18 protein-coding genes are annotated in these 18,486 nt (G+C 68.1%); 14 read left to right on the top strand and 4 right to left on the bottom strand.

Features of this window, described 5'->3' with window-relative positions; genetic code table 11:
* Positions 1 to 228: 228 nt before the first annotated feature.
* Genes E3D03_RS03435 through E3D03_RS03445 form a run of 3 tightly spaced genes read right to left on the bottom strand, consistent with a single transcriptional unit; the run spans position 229 to position 3,965 of the window.
* On the bottom strand, positions 229 to 1,197 hold the full coding sequence (locus E3D03_RS03435; RefSeq protein WP_263565826.1) for a GGDEF domain-containing protein: 969 nt from the start codon (positions 1,195 to 1,197) through the stop codon (positions 229 to 231).
* On the bottom strand, positions 1,178 to 1,756 hold the full coding sequence (locus E3D03_RS03440) for a heme NO-binding domain-containing protein (protein WP_253879818.1): 579 nt from the start codon (positions 1,754 to 1,756) through the stop codon (positions 1,178 to 1,180). The genes E3D03_RS03435 and E3D03_RS03440 overlap by 20 nt, the downstream gene beginning before the upstream one ends.
* A 43-nt stretch (positions 1,757 to 1,799) precedes the next feature.
* Complete coding sequence (locus tag E3D03_RS03445) at positions 1,800 to 3,965, bottom strand: ComEC/Rec2 family competence protein (RefSeq protein ID WP_263565827.1); 2,166 nt, start codon at positions 3,963 to 3,965, stop codon at positions 1,800 to 1,802.
* A 121-nt stretch (positions 3,966 to 4,086) separates the two neighbouring features.
* Here E3D03_RS03445 and gltX point away from each other — a divergent pair, with 121 nt between their 5' ends.
* From gltX to E3D03_RS03460, 3 genes are all read left to right on the top strand, one after another.
* A complete protein-coding gene (gene gltX / locus E3D03_RS03450) occupies positions 4,087 to 5,493 on the top strand; it encodes a glutamate--tRNA ligase (RefSeq protein ID WP_263565828.1) in 1,407 nt (468 codons plus the stop codon).
* A gap of 54 nt (positions 5,494 to 5,547) precedes the next feature.
* Complete coding sequence (gene gltA, locus E3D03_RS03455; protein WP_263565829.1) at positions 5,548 to 6,840, top strand: citrate synthase; 1,293 nt, start codon at positions 5,548 to 5,550, stop codon at positions 6,838 to 6,840.
* 185 nt (positions 6,841 to 7,025) lie between these two features.
* The gene (locus tag E3D03_RS03460) at positions 7,026 to 7,679 is read left to right on the top strand and encodes an SDR family NAD(P)-dependent oxidoreductase (protein ID WP_263565830.1); all 654 of its coding nucleotides are present in this window, start codon (positions 7,026 to 7,028) and stop codon (positions 7,677 to 7,679) included.
* Here the strand turns inward: E3D03_RS03460 and E3D03_RS03465 are convergent.
* A complete protein-coding gene (locus tag E3D03_RS03465; RefSeq protein WP_263565831.1) occupies positions 7,676 to 9,109 on the bottom strand; it encodes a cobyric acid synthase in 1,434 nt (477 codons plus the stop codon). The genes E3D03_RS03460 and E3D03_RS03465 overlap by 4 nt on opposite strands.
* A 54-nt stretch (positions 9,110 to 9,163) precedes the next feature.
* Here E3D03_RS03465 and secG point away from each other — a divergent pair, with 54 nt between their 5' ends.
* From secG to E3D03_RS03520, 11 genes are all read left to right on the top strand, one after another.
* Positions 9,164 to 9,697 carry a preprotein translocase subunit SecG gene (gene secG, locus E3D03_RS03470; RefSeq protein WP_411969787.1) on the top strand — a complete coding sequence of 178 codons (534 nt, stop codon included), beginning with the start codon at positions 9,164 to 9,166 and terminating at the stop codon, positions 9,695 to 9,697.
* 148 nt (positions 9,698 to 9,845) lie between these two features.
* Positions 9,846 to 11,489, top strand: coding sequence for a CTP synthase (locus E3D03_RS03475; RefSeq protein ID WP_263565833.1), 1,644 nt, complete (start codon positions 9,846 to 9,848; stop codon positions 11,487 to 11,489).
* A gap of 241 nt (positions 11,490 to 11,730) precedes the next feature.
* The gene (locus E3D03_RS03480; RefSeq protein WP_263565834.1) at positions 11,731 to 12,603 is read left to right on the top strand and encodes a DMT family transporter; all 873 of its coding nucleotides are present in this window, start codon (positions 11,731 to 11,733) and stop codon (positions 12,601 to 12,603) included.
* A 90-nt stretch (positions 12,604 to 12,693) separates the two neighbouring features.
* Positions 12,694 to 13,158: a hypothetical protein gene (locus tag E3D03_RS03485; protein WP_263565835.1), complete on the top strand. Its 465-nt coding sequence runs from the start codon at positions 12,694 to 12,696 to the stop codon at positions 13,156 to 13,158.
* Positions 13,159 to 13,220: 62 nt separating this feature from the next.
* Positions 13,221 to 14,129 (top strand): polyphosphate kinase 2, encoded by a 909-nt coding sequence (gene ppk2 / locus E3D03_RS03490; RefSeq protein ID WP_062560521.1) that lies wholly within the window; start codon positions 13,221 to 13,223, stop codon positions 14,127 to 14,129.
* Between the two features lie 72 nt (positions 14,130 to 14,201).
* Positions 14,202 to 14,498 carry a DUF1330 domain-containing protein gene (locus E3D03_RS03495; RefSeq protein WP_263565836.1) on the top strand — a complete coding sequence of 99 codons (297 nt, stop codon included), beginning with the start codon at positions 14,202 to 14,204 and terminating at the stop codon, positions 14,496 to 14,498.
* Positions 14,499 to 14,550: 52 nt separating this feature from the next.
* A complete protein-coding gene (locus E3D03_RS03500; protein ID WP_062560519.1) occupies positions 14,551 to 15,036 on the top strand; it encodes a TerB family tellurite resistance protein in 486 nt (161 codons plus the stop codon).
* 122 nt (positions 15,037 to 15,158) lie between these two features.
* Positions 15,159 to 15,971: an ABC transporter ATP-binding protein gene (locus E3D03_RS03505; RefSeq protein ID WP_062560518.1), complete on the top strand. Its 813-nt coding sequence runs from the start codon at positions 15,159 to 15,161 to the stop codon at positions 15,969 to 15,971.
* A 21-nt stretch (positions 15,972 to 15,992) separates the two neighbouring features.
* Positions 15,993 to 16,721: a transporter substrate-binding domain-containing protein gene (locus E3D03_RS03510; RefSeq protein WP_062560517.1), complete on the top strand. Its 729-nt coding sequence runs from the start codon at positions 15,993 to 15,995 to the stop codon at positions 16,719 to 16,721.
* Positions 16,722 to 16,783: 62 nt separating this feature from the next.
* Positions 16,784 to 17,662 (top strand): ABC transporter permease, encoded by an 879-nt coding sequence (locus E3D03_RS03515; protein WP_263565837.1) that lies wholly within the window; start codon positions 16,784 to 16,786, stop codon positions 17,660 to 17,662.
* The gene (locus tag E3D03_RS03520) at positions 17,659 to 18,486 is read left to right on the top strand and encodes an ABC transporter permease (protein WP_263565838.1); all 828 of its coding nucleotides are present in this window, start codon (positions 17,659 to 17,661) and stop codon (positions 18,484 to 18,486) included. Before E3D03_RS03515 ends, E3D03_RS03520 begins: the two co-directional genes overlap by 4 nt.

Here is an 18,486-nt window from a genome sequence, read left to right on the forward strand (position 1 = left end):
ACTGCAGTTCTTCATGACGGCGGGCCAGGTCAGCGGCTACACCGGCGCGGTGGTCCTGTCGGGACAGCCTGCCCCGGGGCGGAATGACGGACAGCGGCTACATGCCGACTGGTTTCGGAAAGCATATGAAGAACAAATGAATACACCTCCACGCCGGCTCGCGACTCGACGCGCAGCGATGCGGTATCCGCCCAGCATGTCCCACCCTTTGCCTCTGAACACCCTGAATTACGTCATTGCCTGCCATATGACCACGCGCCCCCGACCCGAAGCCTTGGCCCGATAAAGCGCATTGTCCGCGCGTTCGAACAGGTCGGCGTCCCTGATCGCGGGGTCCGGCGGGCAGACCGCGATGCCGATGCTGGCCGAGATCCGCTGATCGTGATCGGCACCCTCGAGGGTTTCGAGGCGAGAGATGATCCGGCCGCAGGCTTTCTGGAGCGCCTCCGGCCGGGTGGTCGAGAACATCAGCACCAGAAACTCGTCCCCGCCGGCGCGGCAGACCTTGTCGCTGGCGCGCAGCTCCGAGCGGATGGCCTCGGCCGCCAGCTGCAGCAGCCGGTCGCCGGCCGCATGGCCGAAGCGGTCGTTCACCTGCTTGAAATGGTCCAGATCCAGGTGGACCAGGGCAAAGGGCATGTGCTCGCGCTGCTCCATGGCCCTCTGGAAGGCGATGTCGAAGCCCCGGCGGTTCAGCACGCCCGTCAGCGGATCGGTCACGGACATGATCTGCGCATGCTCGCGCGCGGTCTTCAGGCTCTTGTTGACCCGCGACAATTCGGCCAGTGCCGCCTTGTTCGCCTCGTGCAGGAACAGGAACTCGATCGCCAGGTCCGAGGGCGCGAAATCCGAATCCGTCAGGTCGAAGGCCCGGATCGCCGGATAGAGCGAGGCCCCGAAGCCGAGGTTCAGCAGCACCAGCCCGCCGGAGGTCCGCACGCCATGGCCGCGCAGATAGATGTCGTGATGCAAGCGCAGGTTCAGGAACACCCGCTTGCCGGACGAGATCCGCGCCAGCATGTCCGCCAGCGTCGTCTCCTGACCGTCGCGGCCGATGTGGATGAAAGCCTGGTCGATGCGCCCCTCGCCGTGCAGGAGCCGGGCCATGGTGCGTCCGCAAGAGACGATCCCGCCCGAGCCGTCCAGGCAGAGATGCATCGGCATCAATTCGAAAAGATCACGGGCGTCGACGCGCATCGGCGGAATCCTGGGCATCGGGGGCAAGGCTGAAGCGACGCTGCGCGGCAAAATCGGTCAGCGCCACGGTGACGGAGATGCGGCCCGCCTGCACCGAGATCAGCGCCAGGGCGCCGTAATCGTCGGCCATGCCGCGGATGACGCCGGCGGTGACGCGCAGGAAGCCCGGCCAATGCCAGGCGGGATGGATGACATAGCTGCCCTCGCTTTCGCAGATGACCGTCAGCTCGGGGATCGCCAGGTCGGGGATGACCAGCGCGATGCGGCCGGGAAGCTCGTGCAGCGATTCCAGGAACTCGGGATAGTCCGAGCCGCTGAAGCGCAGCAGGCGGCGGATCTCTTCCTGCCGGGTCAGCCAGGCGCCGATGTCCTCGAGGCATTCGCCGACCGATTTCCGCAGCTGCATCGCGGTGGCCCGCAGCATGGCGGTCGTCACCTCGTCGGCGGTGGGGGTCCAGGTCAGGAACCCCTCGGGATCGACGCCGGCGGCGCGGGCGACGGCATCCCAGACCTCGGCGCCATAGGAGGCGCGCAGGAAGCCCTCGATCGACCTGTTCACCAGACCATGCATGGCGCGCGCGGCTCCTGTTTCTCGCCTGGGGTCATTGCCAGATCCGGCCCGGACCCGGGCCCTGTGCCGGTCTCAGCCAAGGTTGGCCTTGTCTGATGCCGATCGCCACCGCCCCGGTTCTGCGCAGGCGCGCGGCATCCAGGACGAGGCAGTCGGGATCGACCGTCGCCGTCAGCTTGCGATCCGCGACGACGATGGTCGGGCCCTGGCAGTCGAGCCGATCCAGCGCCTCGGCGGCCTTGCCGGTCAGGTGGCGCAGCCGCAACGACCCGTCGCCGGCCCCCAGGATGGCCTGGCGGTCCGGGTTCGGACCCGTCCACAAGGCGCGCGCCGCCGCCGTGCGCTGGTCGGCGGGGTCGCCGTCTGCCTCGAGCCAGTTCTGGATCGCGAAACCGCCGCCCCGGGATTTCGAGGGCACGCGCCCGGCCTGGGTCATGACGGCGACGGCATCGCCCTCGGCCGAGACCAGAACCAGCGGACGCTCGGACCAGAACCAGATCAGCGCCGAGGCGGCGAGAAGGCCCGCGCCGAGGATGCGGCGCAGCAGCAAGAGACGCCCCGCCTCGGTCAGCGGGCCGAGAAACAGCAGCGCCGCGCCCAGGCCCAGCAGCGGCAGCACGGCGGGCGGCGGCGCGGGCACCAGCGTGACCGCGCCGTCGAGCCCCGCGACCCAGGCCGCGACCCAGAGCATCCATTTGGTGCCCAGTCCCATGAGCCACAGCGCCGGCTGCGCCAGACCCAGCGGCGCCAGCACCGCGGCAAAGACCGCGCCCGGCATGACCAGCATGCCCACCACCGGCACCACCAGCAGGTTCGCCAGCATGCCGTATTGTGTCATCCGCCCGAAATGGATCGCGGCAATGGGCGAAGTGGCCAGCCCCGCCACGGCCGAGGACAGTACCAGCATGACCACCGGACGCGCCCACCAGGGCAGAGCGGGCGCCAGCTTCAGCCAGGGCTCCTGTACCAGGATCAGCGCCACGGTGGCGGCAAAGCTCATCTGGAAGCCGGGCTCGGTCAGCGCCTCGGGCGCGAGGATCAGCACCAGCACGGCCGCGACCGCCACGGTGCGCAGGGACACCGCCCTGCGGTCGACGATGATCGCGACAAGCATGACCGCCACCATGACGAAGGACCGCTCGGTCGCGACCCCGCCCCCCGAGAGCCAGAGATAGAGCGCCGCGACCGCCAGCGCGCCGGCGGCCGCCAGCTTGTGGACGGCGATGCTGCGCGCGCCGGCCAGCCCCTGCGCCGCCGCCCCGGCGATGCGCAGGGCGGCATAGACGAACCCGGCCAGCATGCTCATGTGCAGGCCCGAGATCGAGATGATGTGATAGAGGTTCGAGGCGCGCATGATCTCGTTCGTCTGCTCGGAAATGCCCGAGCGGTCGCCGGTGACCAGCGCCGCCGAGACCGCGCCCTCTTGCCCGCCGATGCGGTTGCGCATGGTCTCGGCCAGCGACATGCGCAGCCGGTGCAGCGCCAGCGCGCCATCGTCGCGGGGCATGGCGACGGTCAGGACCGGGGTGCGGGCATAGCCGATGGCGCCCAGCCGCTCGAACCAAGCCATGCGGCGGAAATCGAAGCCGCCCGGTTCCGACGCCCCGCCGGGCGGGCCCAGATGCGCCGTCATCATCACCCGCTGTCCCGGCACCGGCAGGTCCTGGGCACTCATCAGCGAGACGCGCACCCGCTGCGGCACCCGGCCCGGCGGCACGTCGCGCAGGCTCACCTGGTCGAGCAGAAGCCGCATCCGGTCGCTCGACGACCGGTCGATGCCGATCACCCGCCCTTCGACCGGGCCGTAATAGCGAAAGCCCAGCACCGGCGCCGCGACCAGATGCGCGCGAAAGCCGCTGAGCCCGGCGCCAAGCGCCATCAGCAGCAGCGCGAGTCCCGCGAGCCGGCTGCGATCGGCCCAGAGCCAGTCGCAGCGCCCGCGTTCGGCCAGCCGCAGTATCAGCGCCGGGCCAAGCAGGCCCAGGCAGGCGCAAAGCGCCAGCGCGGCATAGAACGCGCGCCCGGGCTCATCGCGCAGCAGGAACCAGCCGCCGATGCCGAGGGTCAGCCAGTACGGCACCCAGGGCAGCATGCCCGCCCGGATCGCCACCGGGGCGCGGCGCGGGACGGCTGGCGCCGCCCGTGGCCGGGCCGGCGCCAGCAGACCCCCGCCAGGGCGCGCATTCACCGATTCCATCGCCGAAACTTGTCCTTGTCACGCCAGTTGCTTATCACTGCGCCAAGATTGGCATGCCGACTCTTTCAAAAGGGTTAACGGCAGCGCGCGAAACCCCGATTTCTGGACCGAACCTGACCCGATGACCGATTCCCGCCCCGTCGTGACCCGCTTTGCCCCCTCGCCCACCGGCTATCTGCATATCGGCGGCGCGCGCACCGCGCTTTTCAACTGGCTCTATGCCCGCGGCCGGGGCGGCAGGTTCCTGCTGCGCATCGAGGACACCGACCGCGCCCGCTCGACCCCCGAGGCGACCGAGGCGATCCTGCAAGGGCTGCGTTGGCTGGGCCTCGACTGGGACGGCGAGCCGGTCAGCCAGTTCGCCGGCCGCGAGCGCCATGCCGAGGTCGCCCGCGAGATGCTGACGAACGGCACCGCCTACAAATGCTTCTCGACCGCCGAGGAGATCGAGGCCTTCCGCGACAAGGCCAAGGCCGAGGGCCGCTCGACCCTGTTCCTGTCGCCCTGGCGCGATGCCGATCCCGCGACCCATCCCGACGCGCCGCATGTCATCCGCCTGAAGGCCCCGCGCGACGGCGAGACCGTGGTGCATGACGCGGTGCAGGGCGACGTGACCTTCGGCAATGCGCAGCTCGACGACATGGTGCTGCTGCGCTCGGACGGGACGCCCACCTATATGCATGCGGTGGTGGTGGACGACCACGACATGGGCGTGACCCATGTCATCCGCGGCGACGACCACCTGACCAATGCCGCGCGGCAGATCCAGATCTATCAGGCCATGGGCTGGGACTTGCCCGTCTTTGCCCATATCCCGCTGATCCATGGCGAGGACGGCAAGAAACTGTCCAAGCGCCATGGCGCCGTCGGGCTGCACGAATTCGCCGCCATGGGCTATCCGGCCGCGGCGATGCGCAACTATCTGGCCCGGCTGGGCTGGAGCCATGGCGACGACGAGCTTTTCGACGATGCCCAGGCCCGCGACTGGTTCGACCTGAATGGAATCGGCAAGGCGCCGGCGCGGCTCGACTTCAAGAAGCTCGAACATGTCAGCGGCTGGCACATCGCCCGCATGGACCCCGAGGCGCTGATGGCCGAGATCGCCGGTTTCCGCGCCGCGCGAGCCGAGCCGGCGCTGGACGCCACCCAGGCGGCGCGGTTGGCGGCGGCGCTGCCCGCCTTGCAGGCCAAGGCGAAAACCCTGCCGGCGCTGCTGGAACAGGGCCATTTCGCGCTGGTCTCGCGTCCGCTCGCCCTCGAGGACAAGGCCGCGGCCGCGCTGGATTCTGTATCCCGTGGTATACTGGGCGAATTGACTGCCGCAATGCAGCATGCTAGCTGGGAGCGCAACGAACTCGAGGCGATCGCCAAGTCGGTTGGCGAGTCGCACGGACTGGGACTGGGCAAGGTCGCGGCGCCGCTTCGCGCCGCGCTCGCCGGCCGCAGTTCGACCCCCAGCGTGTTCGACATGATGATGGCACTGGGCCGCGACGAGACGCTGGCCCGGCTGCAGGATCAGGCGGGCTGAGGCCCGTCGCCCATCACCCGGCGGCTTGCCGGAGACAGGTGAAAGGAACAGGGAATGGCAGAAAGCAAATCCGCAAAGCTGCTCGTCGAAGGAAAGGAGCTCGAGCTTCCGATCCTCTCGCCCACGGCCGGGCCGGATGTCCTCGACATCCGCAAGCTCTATGGCCAGGCGGATGTCTTTACCTATGACCCGGGCTTCACGTCCACCGCGTCCTGCGATTCGACCATCACCTATATCGATGGCGACAAGGGCGAGCTGTGGTATCGCGGCTATCCGATCGAGCAGCTGGCGGCGCAGTCGCATTACCTGGAAGTCTGCTACCTGCTGCTTTACGGCGAGCTGCCGAACAAGGAACAGCTGACGGATTTCGAGAACCGCATCACCCGCCACACCATGGTGCATGAACAGATGCACTATTTCTTCCGCGGCTTCCGTCGCGACAGCCACCCGATGGCGACCATGGTGGGCGTGGTCGGCGCCATGTCGGCCTTCTATCACGACTCGATCGACATCAATGACCCGATGCAGCGCGAGATCGCCTCGATCCGGCTGATCGCCAAGGTGCCGACCATCGCCGCCATGGCCTACAAGTATTCGCTGGGCCAGCCCTTCGTCTATCCGCGGAACGAGCTGGATTATGCCAGCAATTTCCTGAATATGTGCTTCTCGGTCCCGGCCGAGACCTATCATGTCGACCCGGCGCTGTCGCGCGCCATGGACCGCATCTTCACCCTGCATGCGGATCACGAGCAGAACGCCTCGACCTCGACCGTGCGGCTGGCGGGTTCCTCGGGCGCGAATCCCTTTGCCTGCATCGCGGCCGGCATCGCCTGCCTCTGGGGCCCGGCGCATGGCGGCGCCAACCAGGCCTGCCTGGAGATGTTGCGCGAGATCGGCTCGGTCGACCGCATCCCGGAATTCATCGCCCGCGCCAAGGACAAGGACGATCCGTTCCGGCTGATGGGCTTCGGCCACCGGGTCTACAAGAACTTCGACCCGCGCGCCAAGGTGATGAAGGAATCGGCCGACGAGGTGCTGGACCTTCTGGGCGTGCACAACAACCCGACGCTGCAGGTCGCCAAGGAGCTGGAGCGGATCGCGCTGGAGGACGAGTATTTCGTCTCGAAGAAGCTCTATCCGAACGTGGACTTCTATTCCGGCATCATCCTGGAAGCCATGGGCTTCCCGACCTCGATGTTCACGCCGATCTTCGCGCTGTCGCGCACCGTCGGCTGGATCTCGCAGTGGAAGGAGATGATCGCCGATCCGCAGAACAAGATCGGCCGGCCGCGCCAGCTCTACATCGGCTCGCCCCGCCGCGACTACAAGCCGCTCGACGCGCGCTGAAGCCGCCACCGCGATCATCGACCGGCCCCGGAGCGATCCGGGGCCGTTTTTCGTGGGAAGAAAGGGGCTCTGCCCCTCGCCCCTGCGGGGCTCACCCCGGGATATTTTTCCACAAAAGAGAAGAGAGGCACCTGCGACACGGCGGGGGCTTGCGCGCGGACGGCGGCGATGCGACATCACCGGCCATGAGCGAGCATGACAAGATCGCGCTGGTCACCGGCGCTTCGCGCGGCCTGGGGGCCGCATTGGCGGAAAGCCTGGCCGGGCGCGGCTGGCATGTGCTGGCCGTGGCCCGCACCGTGGGCGCGCTGGAAGAGCTGGACGACCGCATCCGCAGGGCCGGCGGCGCCGCCACGCTGGCGCCGATGGACGTGGGCCAGCCCGAACCGATGGTGCAGATGGCCCAGGCCGTTCTGGGCCGCTGGGGCGGGCTGGACCTGTGGGCGCATTGCGCGATCCATGCCGCGCCGCTGTCGCCGGCCGGGCATATCGACGCCAAGGATTTCCAGAAATCGGTCGACCTGAATATCGTCGCGACGCGCGGGCTGATCCAGCTTTTCGAGCCCCTGCTGCGGGCCCGCAAGGGCAGCGCAGTGTTCTTCGACGATCCGCGGGCCGGGCAGAAGTTCTTCGGCAGCTATGGCGCCAGCAAGGCGGCGCAGATCGCGCTGGCGAAAAGCTGGCAGGCCGAGAACGAGAGCATCGGTCCCCGCGTAATCATCGCCGAGCCCGCGCCCATGCCCACCGCGCTGCGCGCCCGCTTCTTTCCCGGCGAGGATCGCGCCCGGCTGACCCCTTGCACGGCCGAGGCCGAGCGGATCCTGGCCGCGCTGCTCTAGCGCGCCAGCGCCAGCAACCGGTCGATGGCGAGATGGGTTTCCAGGTGGTCGGCGAGGCGGTCGAGCACCGCCTCGACGCCCGCGCCGTAGTCCAGCGCCGATTGCCGGCCGAAACGGCCGAGCCAGGCGGCGCGGAAGCCGTCCTCGGCAAAGAGCCCGTGCAGATAGGTGCCGGCGATGCGGCCGTCCGGGCTGGTGGCGCCATCGGGCTGCGGGATATGCGCGAAGGGCCGGGCGCAGTCCGGGCCCGCGCTGCGGCCCATGTGGATTTCGTATCCCGTGATGGGCTGGCCGAGCGCGTGGCCTTGGACCCGGGTCAGGCGCTTGTCGGGCGCCATGCGGGTCTCGACCTGCAAGAGCCCCAGCCCGTGCGTGCTGCCGGGCGCGCCGTCATGGCCCTCGGGGTCGTGGATCCATTGCCCGAGCATCTGGTAGCCGCCGCAGATCCCCAACACATGGCCGCCGCGCCGGACATGCGCCGCAAGGTCCACGTCCCAGCCCTGTTCGCGCAGAAAGGCCAGGTCGCCCCGCGTCGATTTCGAGCCGGGCAGGATCACCAGATCCGCATCGCCGGGCAGTGGCCGGCCCGGCGCCACCATGGTCAGCCGCACCTCGGGCTCGGCCGCGAGCGGGTCGAGATCGTCGAAATTCGCGATCCGCGACAGCATCGGGCAGGCGACATGCAGCCCCCCTGCCCCCGAGGCGCGGCGCAGGTCCACCGCATCCTCGGCCGGCAGCCGCGCGGCATCGGCGAACCAGGGCACCAGCCCCAGGTCGGGCCAGCCGGTGCGCTGCGCGATGAAGGCGCGGCCGGCGTCGAACAGTGCCGGATCGCCGCGGAAGCGGTTGATGATGAAGCCGCGGATTATCGCCGCATCCGCGGGGTCGATCACCGCCTGCGTGCCGACGATCTGCGCGATCACCCCGCCGCGGTCGATGTCGCCGGCCAGTACCACCGGCACGTCGGCCGCGCGGGCAAAGCCCATGTTGGCGATGTCGCGGGCGCGCAGGTTGACCTCGGCCGGCGAGCCCGCGCCCTCGACCAGCACCAGGTCGTGGCTGGCCCGCAGCCGGCCGTAGCTGTCCAGCACCGCGCCCATCAGCTGCGCCTTCAGCGCGCCATAGTCGGCGGCGGCCGCCCGGGCCACGGCGCGGCCCTGCACCACCACCTGCGCGGCGCGGTCGGTCTCGGGCTTCAGCAGCACCGGGTTCATGTGCACCGAGGGCTCCAGCCCCGCCGCGCGCGCCTGCAAGGCCTGGGCGCGGCCGATCTCGCCGCCATCCGCCGTGACCGCGGCGTTGTTCGACATGTTCTGCGGCTTGAAGGGCGCCACGCTGATGCCGCGCCGCCGCGCCACCCGGCACAGCCCCGCCACCAGAAGCGACTTGCCGACGTTCGAGCCGGTCCCCTGGATCATCAGCGCGCCCATGCCCGCCCCCGCTTGCCAATCCCGACCTTGGTGACTAGATAGGCGCGTCGCTGAATGAAAGGCCCCGTGGTGGAAAACATCATCCTGACCGTGCATCTGATCCTTGCCGTGCTGCTGATCGGCGTGGTGCTTTTGCAACGGTCCGAAGGCGGCGGCCTTGGCATGGGCGGCGGCGGCGGCGGGGTCATGACCGGCCGGCAGGCGGCGAACGCGCTGTCGCGGGCGACCTGGATCTTTGCCATCGGCTTTCTCATCACCTCGATGACCCTGACCATCATCGCGGCGCGCAACGCCTCCAGCGGCTCGATCGTCGACCAACTGGACCTGGGCGGCGCGAGCCAGGAACAGCCCGCGACCAATATCCCCGGCATCGGCGACTATGCGCCGCCGCCCGGCGCCGGCCAGCCCGTGGTGCCCGGCTCGGGCCAGCCGGTGACGCCGCCCGCGCCCGCGACGCAGGCCCCGGCGACGGAAGCGCCCGCAGCGCCGGCGGAAACCCCGGCCGCGCCGGCCCCCGCGACCCCGCCGGCGGCCGAGACCCCGGCGGAGCCGGCCGGCACCACCGCCCCGGCTCCGGCCCAGAACTGACACCAGACCTTGGGGCGCTCTCGGCGCCCCTTACAACACATGGCGGTCCGTTGCGGCTGCGGGACAATTCGGCTATATCTCGAGTCCCGTGATGCCGCCCAGATTCGGGCCGCGATTTTCTATTGAATTCACTCACGGGGGCCCCTCCATGGCGCGCTATATCTTCATTACCGGCGGCGTTGTTTCTTCGCTGGGCAAGGGGCTTGCCTCGGCGGCGCTGGGGGCCTTGCTGCAGGCGCGCGGCTATACCGTCCGGCTGCGCAAGCTGGACCCCTATCTGAACGTCGACCCGGGCACGATGAGCCCCTTCGAGCATGGCGAGGTCTTCGTCACCGACGACGGCGCCGAGACCGACCTGGACCTGGGCCATTACGAACGCTTCACCGGCGTCTCGGCCCGCAAGACTGACTCGGTCTCCTCGGGCCGGATCTATTCCAACGTGCTGGAGAAGGAACGCCGCGGCGCCTATCTCGGCAAGACCATCCAGGTCATTCCCCACGTCACCAACGAGATCAAGGACTTCCTGGCCGTGGGCGAGGATGAGGTCGATTTCATGCTCTGCGAGATCGGCGGCACCGTCGGCGATATCGAGGGCCTGCCCTTCTTCGAGGCGATCCGGCAATTCGCCCAGGACCGCCCGCGTGGGCGCTGCATCTTCATGCACCTGACGCTGCTGCCCTATCTGGCCGCCTCGGGCGAACTCAAGACCAAGCCGACGCAGCATTCGGTCAAGGAGCTGCGCTCCATCGGGTTGCAGCCCGACGTGCTGGTCTGCCGCAGCGAGCATCCGATCCCGGAAAAGGAACGCGCCAAGATCGCGCTGTTCTGCAACGTCCGCCCCGATGCGGTGATCCCGGCCTATGACCTGAAGTCGATCTACGAGGCGCCGCTGGCCTATCACCGCGCCGGCCTGGACCAGGCGGTGCTCGACGCCTTCCAGATCAGCCCGGCGCCCCGCCCGGACATGTCGCGCTGGGAAGACGTGATGGACCGGCTGGAGAATGCCGAGGGCCGGGTCAAGATCGCCGTGGTCGGCAAATATACCCAGCTCGAGGACGCCTATAAATCCATCGCCGAGGCGCTGACCCATGGCGGCATGGCCAACCGCGTCCGCGTCAAGGCCGATTGGGTCGACAGCGAGAAGCTGGAAGGCGAAGGCGCGCATCTGCTGGACGGCTACAACGGCATCATCGTCCCCGGCGGCTTCGGCGAGCGCGGCACCGAGGGCATGGTCGCCGCCGCCCGCTATGCGCGCGAGAAGAAGGTGCCCTATCTGGGCATCTGCCTGGGCATGCAGATGGCGGTGATCGAGGCGGCCAGGAACCTCGCCGACATGCCCGACGCCGGCTCCGAGGAATTCGACCACGAGGCCGGCGAGACCCGCTTCACCCCTGTCGTCTATCACCTCAAGGAATGGGTGCAGGGCAATTACACGGTCCAGCGCAAGCTTTCCGACGACAAGGGCGGCACCATGCGGCTTGGGGCCTATACCGCCGTGCTGACGCCCGGATCGCGCATCTCGCAGGTCTACGACGGCGCGACCGAGATCGAGGACCGCCACCGCCACCGCTACGAGGTCGATGCGAAATACCGCGACCAGCTGGAATCGGCGGGCCTGTGCTTCTCGGGCATGTCGCCGGACGGCCGGCTGCCCGAGGTGGTGGAATACCGCGACCACCCCTGGTTCATCGGCGTGCAATCGCATCCCGAGCTGAAGTCGAAACCCTTCGAGCCGGCGCCGCTGTTCGCGGGTTTCGTCCGCGCCGCGATGGAAAACGAGCGGCTGGTTTAAGGAGAAAGGGACGCGCGGGGCCTCCATGCGGGGGCAAGGCGGACGGTCGGCCCTTGAGGCCGCTGTCCGATACCGGCTAGGATCGCGACATCGACCGAGTGGCAACTAGGGTTCCGGGCAAGCGGCCGCAGGACCGAGCGTTGCAGAGACCGGGGCGTTCCCGGCTGCACCCAAGGGACAAAAGCCCAGGGGAGGAGACGTCGAGATCAACCGCGCCATCCCGGCGCACAAGGGGGTCTCCATGACGCTTGCCTCGGCTCTTCTCGTCGTTCTTGCATCCTTCATCCATGCCAGCTGGAACCTGCTGGCCAAGCGCGCCGCCTCGGCCGGGCCGGCCTTCATCCTGGCCTACAGCATCATCGCCTGCATCGCCTATGCGCCCTGGGTGGTCTGGCTGCTGGCGCGGGGCGGCCTCGGCTGGCGTTGGATCGAGCTGGGCTTCGTCCTGCTCAGCGGGCTGATCCACCTCGGCTACAGCCTGTGCCTGCAACACGGCTATCGGGTGGCCGACCTGTCGGTGGTCTATCCGGTGGCGCGGGGAACCGGGCCGATGCTTTCCTCGATCGGGGCCTTCCTGATCCTGGGCGAGACGCCGACCGGCATGGGCCTGCTTGGCCTGGCGCTGGTCGTGGCCGGCATCCTGCTGATCGCCACCCAGGGCAGGCTGGCCGCCTTCACCCGGCCCGGAGGCCAGGCCGGCGTCCGCTGGGGCGTGACGACCGGCGGGCTGATCGCCAGCTATACGGTGGTCGATGCCTATGCGGTCAAGGCGCTTGGCATCGCGCCGGTGGTGCTGGACTGGTTCACCAACCTGCTGCGCGTCTTCCTGCTGCTGCCGGTGGTCCTTGCCGACCGCCGCCGCGCCGTCGCGGCGATGCGGGGCCATTGGCGCACCGCCATCGGCGTGGGCGTGTTGCAGCCGCTGTCCTATATCCTCGTGCTGGCGGCCCTGACGGGCGGCGCACCGCTGAGCCTGGTGGCCCCGATGCGCGAAATGTCGATGATGGTCGGCGCGCTGATGGGCATGCTGATCCTGCGCGAGACGGTCGGCCCCTGGCGTCTGGCCGGGTGCGGGGTGCTGGTCGCGGGGGTGATCCTGCTGTCGTCATCCTGACAGCCATCGGCTCAGGGCGGTATTACGCGCATCCCCCCTGTCCTTCCGTCCGCCCCTGTCGCACAATCGGCGCAGCAGACGGAGCCGACCATGCGCCTGACCCGGAAACCCCTTGCCCTGATCCTGGCCCTCGCCGCCGCGCCCGCTGCGGCCGATGCGCCGCTGTTCCTGCTGGACCAGACCAGGCTGCCCTTCGACCTTGGCGCCGGCGCGCCGCAGAACCAGCCCGCGCGCCAGGCGAATTCGCCCCATGCGGCGGCAAACTCGGCCGCAAGCTCGGCCAACAGCGGCGCCAGCTTCGCCAATTCGCCGCGCAATCCGGAAAACGAAAAGCGGGTGATCTTCACCGCGGACGGCACGGCGGTGGGCTATTACGCCCCGAACGGCGCCGGCACGCTGAACCTCTTCACCCTGACCGGCAAGCGCGTGGCCTATCGCCCCAGGGGCAGCAAGAGCCTGTTTTCCGGCGACGGGCGCTGGTGCGGCACCGTGGCCGAGGCCAGCGGCGGCGGCTTCGCCTTCGGCGTGATCCGGGCTTGCGCCGGGCTGTTCTGAAACAAGACACCGGACTGTCACATTCCGCGGCTACACCGCGCCCAAGACAGCAGGAGAATGCGATGCAGGACGATCCCCCCAAGGACTGGCTCGAGGCCGAGCTTCAGGACACGCTCGACGAGGATTACGAGATCGAGCTGGAAGACGCGGTGCTGTCGCAGGAAATCGCCCGCATCTACCGCGACACCCATCCCGAGCAGATGCCGCGCGCCGACTATTTCCGCGAACTCTTGCGGCTGCAATCGGAACTGATCCGGCTGCAGGACTGGGTCGCCTATCACAAGGAAAAGGTCGTGGTCCTGTTCGAGGGCCGCGACAGCGCCGGCAAGGGCGGCGCGATCAAGCGCATCACCCAGCGGCTGAACCCGCGCGTCGCCCGGGTCGTGGCGCTGCCCGCGCCTTCGGATCGCGAAAAGACGCAATGGTATTTCCAGCGCTACGTGCCGCACCTGCCGGCCGGGGGCGAGATCGTGCTCTTCGACCGCAGCTGGTACAACCGCGCCGGGGTCGAGCGGGTCATGGGCTTTGCCTCCGAGGACCAGGTCGAGCAGTTCTTCAACGACGTGCCCGAATTCGAGCGCATGCTGGTGCGCTCGGGCATCCGGCTGGTGAAATACTGGTTCTCGATCACCGACGAGGAACAGCAGATGCGCTTCCTGATGCGCATCCACGACCCGCTGAAACAGTGGAAGCTGTCGCCGATGGACCTGCAATCCCGCGTGCGCTGGGAGGATTACACCAAGGCCAAGGAGGACATGCTGGAGCGCACCAATATCCCCGAGGCGCCCTGGTATATCGTGCCCGGCAACGACAAGAAGCGGGCGCGGCTGAACTGCATGGCGCATCTGCTGAGCCAGATCCCCTATGGCGACGTGCCCCATGAAGAGGTCCACCTGCCGGACCGGGTCTTCAATCCCGATTACGAACGCGATGTCCTGCCGCACGAACTTTACGTGCCGCAGCGGTATTGAGCCAAGAAACCCCCTTGCGGTCGCGGCGCTGCGGCGCAACATCGCGCCACAGGCAACGCAAGGGGAAGCCGCATGCCGAAAGCCTATTGGATCGGTCACGTCACGGTCGAGGACCCGCTGGCCTATGAGGCCTATCGCCAAGCCAATGCCGCGGCCTTCGCCGCGCATGGCGGCCGCTTCTTGGTGCGCGGCGGCGCCCAGGAGGTGGTCGAGGGCAGCCTGCGCCCGCGCAGCGTGGTGATCGAATTCCCCGATCTCGCCGCCGCCCGCGCCTGCTATGACAGCCCGGAATACCGCGCCGCCCTGGCGCTGCGCCTGCCCTGCGCCCTGGCAGACCTCGCCATCGTCGAGGGCTGGGAAGCCGCCTGACAATTTCCTTCAAACTTGTTGTTCTTCATAAAAAATGCCTTATCATCGTCCCATGTTTCGCAACCTTCTCAGCAGACTTTTCACCGATGATCTCGATGGCAGCCGCCTGAACGGCCATGACGCCGAGGTGGCGGTCGCGGCGCTTCTGGTCCGGCTCGCCCGCGCCGACGACCGCTATGGCGCGGCCGAACAGCAGCGTATCGACCAGATCCTGGCCCGCCGCCACGGCCTGTCCGCCGCCCAGGCGGTCGAACGCCGCGCCGCCGCCGAGATGATCGAGGCCGAGGCCCCGGATACCGTGCGCTTCACCCGCACGATCAAGGACCGCATCGATCTCGACGACCGCCACGCCATCATCGGCGCCATGTGGGAGGTGGCCTATGCCGACGGCCGGCGCAGCCCGGACGAGGAATCGCTGGTGCGGCTGGTCGCGGGCCTTCTGGGCATCAACGACCGCGATTCGGCCATGGCGCGCCAGGCGGCGCTGGATGCGCTTGGCCTTGGCGCCGCGGACGACGACGGGCTGCCGGATTCCTGACCGCGCCTCATTCCGGCGGGCCTTGGCGATCTGCCGCAAAAGCCGCCGAAGCCCGGCGATCTGCCAGAAAAGCCAAGCATGAAAACATTGCAATCCCGCGGCAAATATCGCCTCATACCGGCATGAGCGACGCAGACCAGACCCGCCCGGCCCCGGCCGAAACCGCCCGCGGCCCCGTGATCGAAATCCGCGGGCTGCACAAGGCCTATGGCCAGCTCGAGGTGCTCAAAGGCGTCAGCCTGACCGCGCCGCGCGGCCATGTCATCAGCCTGATCGGCTCGTCGGGCTCGGGCAAATCCACGCTCTTGCGCTGCTGCAACCTGCTCGAGGACAGCCAGCAAGGCGAGATCCTGTTCGAGGGCGAGCCGGTGAAATGGCGCGGCACCGGCATGGCCCGCGCGCCCGCCGACCGCGCCCAGGTCACGCGGCTGCGCACCAACCTGTCGATGGTGTTCCAGCAGTTCAACCTGTGGTCGCACCTGACCATCCTGCAAAACGTCATGGAGGCGCCGGTCCAGGTGCTGCGCCGCAACCCGGCCGAGGTCGAGGCGCGCGCCCGCGCGCTGCTCGCCAAGGTCGGTATCGGCGACAAGGCCGACGCCTGGCCGGCACAGCTGTCGGGCGGCCAGCAGCAGCGCGCCGCCATCGCCCGCGCGCTTTGCATGGAGCCCAAGGCGCTGCTGCTGGACGAGCCGACCAGCGCGCTCGACCCCGAATTGCAGCAAGAGGTCGTCAAGGTCATCAAGGACCTGGCCGGCGAACATCGCACCATGCTGCTGGTCACCCATGACATGCGCCTGGCCGCCGATGTCAGCGATCACGTGGTTTTCCTCCATCAAGGCCGGATCGAGGAAGAGGGCGCGCCGGCGCAGCTGTTCGGCGCCCCGCGCTCGGACCGGCTGCGCCAGTTCCTCAGCGCCACCATGGCCGAATAAAATCCAACAGGAGAAGTTCGAATGAAAAAGATCATGCTTGCAGCCGCTGCCGCACTGGCCCTGACGGCGGGCATGGGCATGGCCCAGAACGTGCGCATCGGCACCGAGGGCGCCTATCCTCCCTACAACTTCGTCAACGACAAGGGCGAGCTCGACGGATTCGAGATCGAGCTGGGCAACGAGCTGTGCAAGCGGGCCGAACTGCAATGCACCTTCGTCAAGAACGACTGGGATTCGATCATCCCGAACCTGGTCAGCTCGAACTACGACGCGATCATGGCCGGCATGAACATCTCGGACGAGCGCAAGAAGGCGATCCAGTTCAGCGAAGCCTACACCCCGCCGCCGCTGTCGGCCTATGCCGCCCTGTCCCCGGATGCCGACATCAAGGGCGTGGTCGCCGCCCAGACCAACACCATCCAGGCCGGCTATATCGCCGAAAGCGGCGCCACCCTGGTCGAGTTCCCGACGGGCGAGGAAACCATCGCCGCCGTCCGCAACGGCGAGGCCGAGGCGGTCTTTGCCGACCGCGACTTCCTGGCTGCCTCGGTCAACGAATCGAATGGCGAGCTGGTCTGGATCGAAGGCCAGGACAAGGTGGTCGTCGGCGAGGGCATCGCCATCGGCCTGCGCAAGTCGGATACCGAGCTGAAGGGCAAGTTCGACAAGGCCATCGAATCGATGAAGGCCGACGGCAGCCTGAACGCCATGATCAGGAAATGGTATGGCGAAGAGGCGCTGATCTTCTGATCGGCCGAAGTCCCAACCGCTCTGCCGCCCGGTCCGGTGCCGGGCGGCGCCACAGGTGATCCATGTTCGCGTCCTGCGCCGATCCGAAAACACTCGAAGGGCTGGCCTGGCTGATGTGCTATCTCAGCTCGGGCAAGCATGTGCTGTTCTATTTGTCCTTCGGGACGGTGATCCTGCTCTTGCTCATCACGGCGCCGGTGGCGCTGCTCTTCGGCTTCGGCGGCGCGCTGGCGGCACGCTCGCGCATCGCGCCGCTGCGCTGGTTCGGCAAGGTCTATACCTCGATGGTGCGCGGCGTGCCCGACATCATCTTCTTCCTTTTCGTGCCCATCGCGCTGGACCAGGGCTTCGAATGGCTGCGCGCCAAGGTATTCTGCGACCCCTCGATACCGATCCGGCAGGGCAATGAGTTCCTGGTCTGCGCCGCGGCCAAGCTGCCGCTCTCCACCTCGCCGGCCTGGGTGCACCAGCTCTACGGCATCGCCCTGGCGGTCATCGCCTTCTCGATCGTCTTCGGCGCCTTCGCCGCCAACGTGCTGCGCGGCGCCATGGATGCCGTGCCCCGCGCCCAGCTGGAAACCGCCGAGGCCTATGGCATGAGCCCGCGCCAGGTCAGCCGGCGCATCCTGATCCCGCAGATGTGGACCTATGCCCTGCCGGGCCTCGGCAACCTGTGGATGATCCTGGTCAAGGCCACGCCGCTTCTCTTCATTCTGGGCGTCGAGGACATCGTCTATTGGGCGCGCGAGCTGGGCGGGTCGAAGACCAGCGCCTATGCCTATCCGCATCCCGACTGGCGCATCTACTACTTCCTCGCCATCCTGGTCTTCTACCTGCTGATGACCTGGGGCTCCGAGCGGATCTTCGACCGCATCCGGTCGCGGCTGTCGCGCGGCCAGGCCACCGCCGCCGGCGAGGCGATGCGAAAGGCCGCGACATGAGCCAGTGTCTGCAAACCATCCAGGACTATGCCCTGCGCGCGATCGGCATCGGCGAGAAGCTGTTGCCGCGTTCGGATTTCACGCTGTGCCAGCAGGTGACGCTGATCGGCTCGGGCCTGATCTGGAACCTGTATTTCGGCTTCCTGGCGCTGTTTTTCGGCTTCTTCCTGGCCAATGCGCTGGCGGTGGCCAGGTTCAGCCGCAACCCCTGGCTCCGCAAGCCGGCCGAATGGTTCATCTTCGTCTTTCGCGGCAGCCCGCTCTTCATCCAGTTCTTCGTCGCCTATGAGGCGCTGGTGCAGCTGCCCCGCGCCGGCGTCGACGTGCTGGGCATCACCGTCGCGACCAGCTGGATGACCAAGGCCTGGGCCGGGGCGCTCTTGGTCCTGATGCTCAACACCGCCGCCTATTCGGCCGAGATCTTCTATGGCGCGCTGCGCAACGTCCCAAAGGGCGAGCTTGAGGCCGCCGACGCCTACGGCATGACCGGCTGGCGCCGCTATCGCCGCATCGTCTGGCCGACCGCCATGCGCCTCGCGTGGCCCGCCTATACCAACGAGGCGATCTTCCTGGTGCATGCCACGACGCTGGTGTTCTTTTCCGGCTTCCCGGCCTTCCGGCAACAGGGCGACGCGCTCTATTACGCCAGCTATTTCGCCGACAAGACCTTCAACCCCTTCGTGGCCTATCCCATCGTCGCGGGCTATTTCATCCTTCTGACCCTGTGCCTGATCGGGCTGTTCGGGGTCGTCAACCGGCGGCTGAACCGCCATTTGCCGGGCGCGGCCAGGCGGCTGCGCTACCGGCCCAATCTCATCAGGTGA

The organism is Paracoccus sp. DMF, from assembly GCF_004407025.1.
In the GTDB taxonomy this organism is placed as follows: domain Bacteria; phylum Pseudomonadota; class Alphaproteobacteria; order Rhodobacterales; family Rhodobacteraceae; genus Paracoccus; species Paracoccus aminovorans_B.

What these genes read in the sequence shown, in the direction of transcription:
- E3D03_RS03485 (WP_263565835.1), top strand. Translation starts at nt 12,694, where the DNA reads ATGCGCCTGACCCGGAAACCCCTTGCCCTGATCCTGGCCCTCGCCGCC.
- E3D03_RS03435 (WP_263565826.1), bottom strand. Translation starts at nt 1,197, where the DNA reads ATGCGCGTCGACGCCCGTGATCTTTTCGAATTGATGCCGATGCATCTC.
- gltA (WP_263565829.1), top strand. Translation starts at nt 5,548, where the DNA reads ATGGCAGAAAGCAAATCCGCAAAGCTGCTCGTCGAAGGAAAGGAGCTC.
- E3D03_RS03460 (WP_263565830.1), top strand. Translation starts at nt 7,026, where the DNA reads ATGAGCGAGCATGACAAGATCGCGCTGGTCACCGGCGCTTCGCGCGGC.
- secG (WP_411969787.1), top strand. Translation starts at nt 9,164, where the DNA reads ATGAAAGGCCCCGTGGTGGAAAACATCATCCTGACCGTGCATCTGATC.
- ppk2 (WP_062560521.1), top strand. Translation starts at nt 13,221, where the DNA reads ATGCAGGACGATCCCCCCAAGGACTGGCTCGAGGCCGAGCTTCAGGAC.
- E3D03_RS03495 (WP_263565836.1), top strand. Translation starts at nt 14,202, where the DNA reads ATGCCGAAAGCCTATTGGATCGGTCACGTCACGGTCGAGGACCCGCTG.
- E3D03_RS03465 (WP_263565831.1), bottom strand. Translation starts at nt 9,109, where the DNA reads ATGGGCGCGCTGATGATCCAGGGGACCGGCTCGAACGTCGGCAAGTCG.
- E3D03_RS03520 (WP_263565838.1), top strand. Translation starts at nt 17,659, where the DNA reads ATGAGCCAGTGTCTGCAAACCATCCAGGACTATGCCCTGCGCGCGATC.
- E3D03_RS03510 (WP_062560517.1), top strand. Translation starts at nt 15,993, where the DNA reads ATGAAAAAGATCATGCTTGCAGCCGCTGCCGCACTGGCCCTGACGGCG.
- E3D03_RS03515 (WP_263565837.1), top strand. Translation starts at nt 16,784, where the DNA reads ATGTTCGCGTCCTGCGCCGATCCGAAAACACTCGAAGGGCTGGCCTGG.
- E3D03_RS03480 (WP_263565834.1), top strand. Translation starts at nt 11,731, where the DNA reads ATGACGCTTGCCTCGGCTCTTCTCGTCGTTCTTGCATCCTTCATCCAT.
- E3D03_RS03445 (WP_263565827.1), bottom strand. Translation starts at nt 3,965, where the DNA reads ATGGAATCGGTGAATGCGCGCCCTGGCGGGGGTCTGCTGGCGCCGGCC.
- E3D03_RS03505 (WP_062560518.1), top strand. Translation starts at nt 15,159, where the DNA reads ATGAGCGACGCAGACCAGACCCGCCCGGCCCCGGCCGAAACCGCCCGC.
- E3D03_RS03500 (WP_062560519.1), top strand. Translation starts at nt 14,551, where the DNA reads ATGTTTCGCAACCTTCTCAGCAGACTTTTCACCGATGATCTCGATGGC.
- E3D03_RS03475 (WP_263565833.1), top strand. Translation starts at nt 9,846, where the DNA reads ATGGCGCGCTATATCTTCATTACCGGCGGCGTTGTTTCTTCGCTGGGC.
- gltX (WP_263565828.1), top strand. Translation starts at nt 4,087, where the DNA reads ATGACCGATTCCCGCCCCGTCGTGACCCGCTTTGCCCCCTCGCCCACC.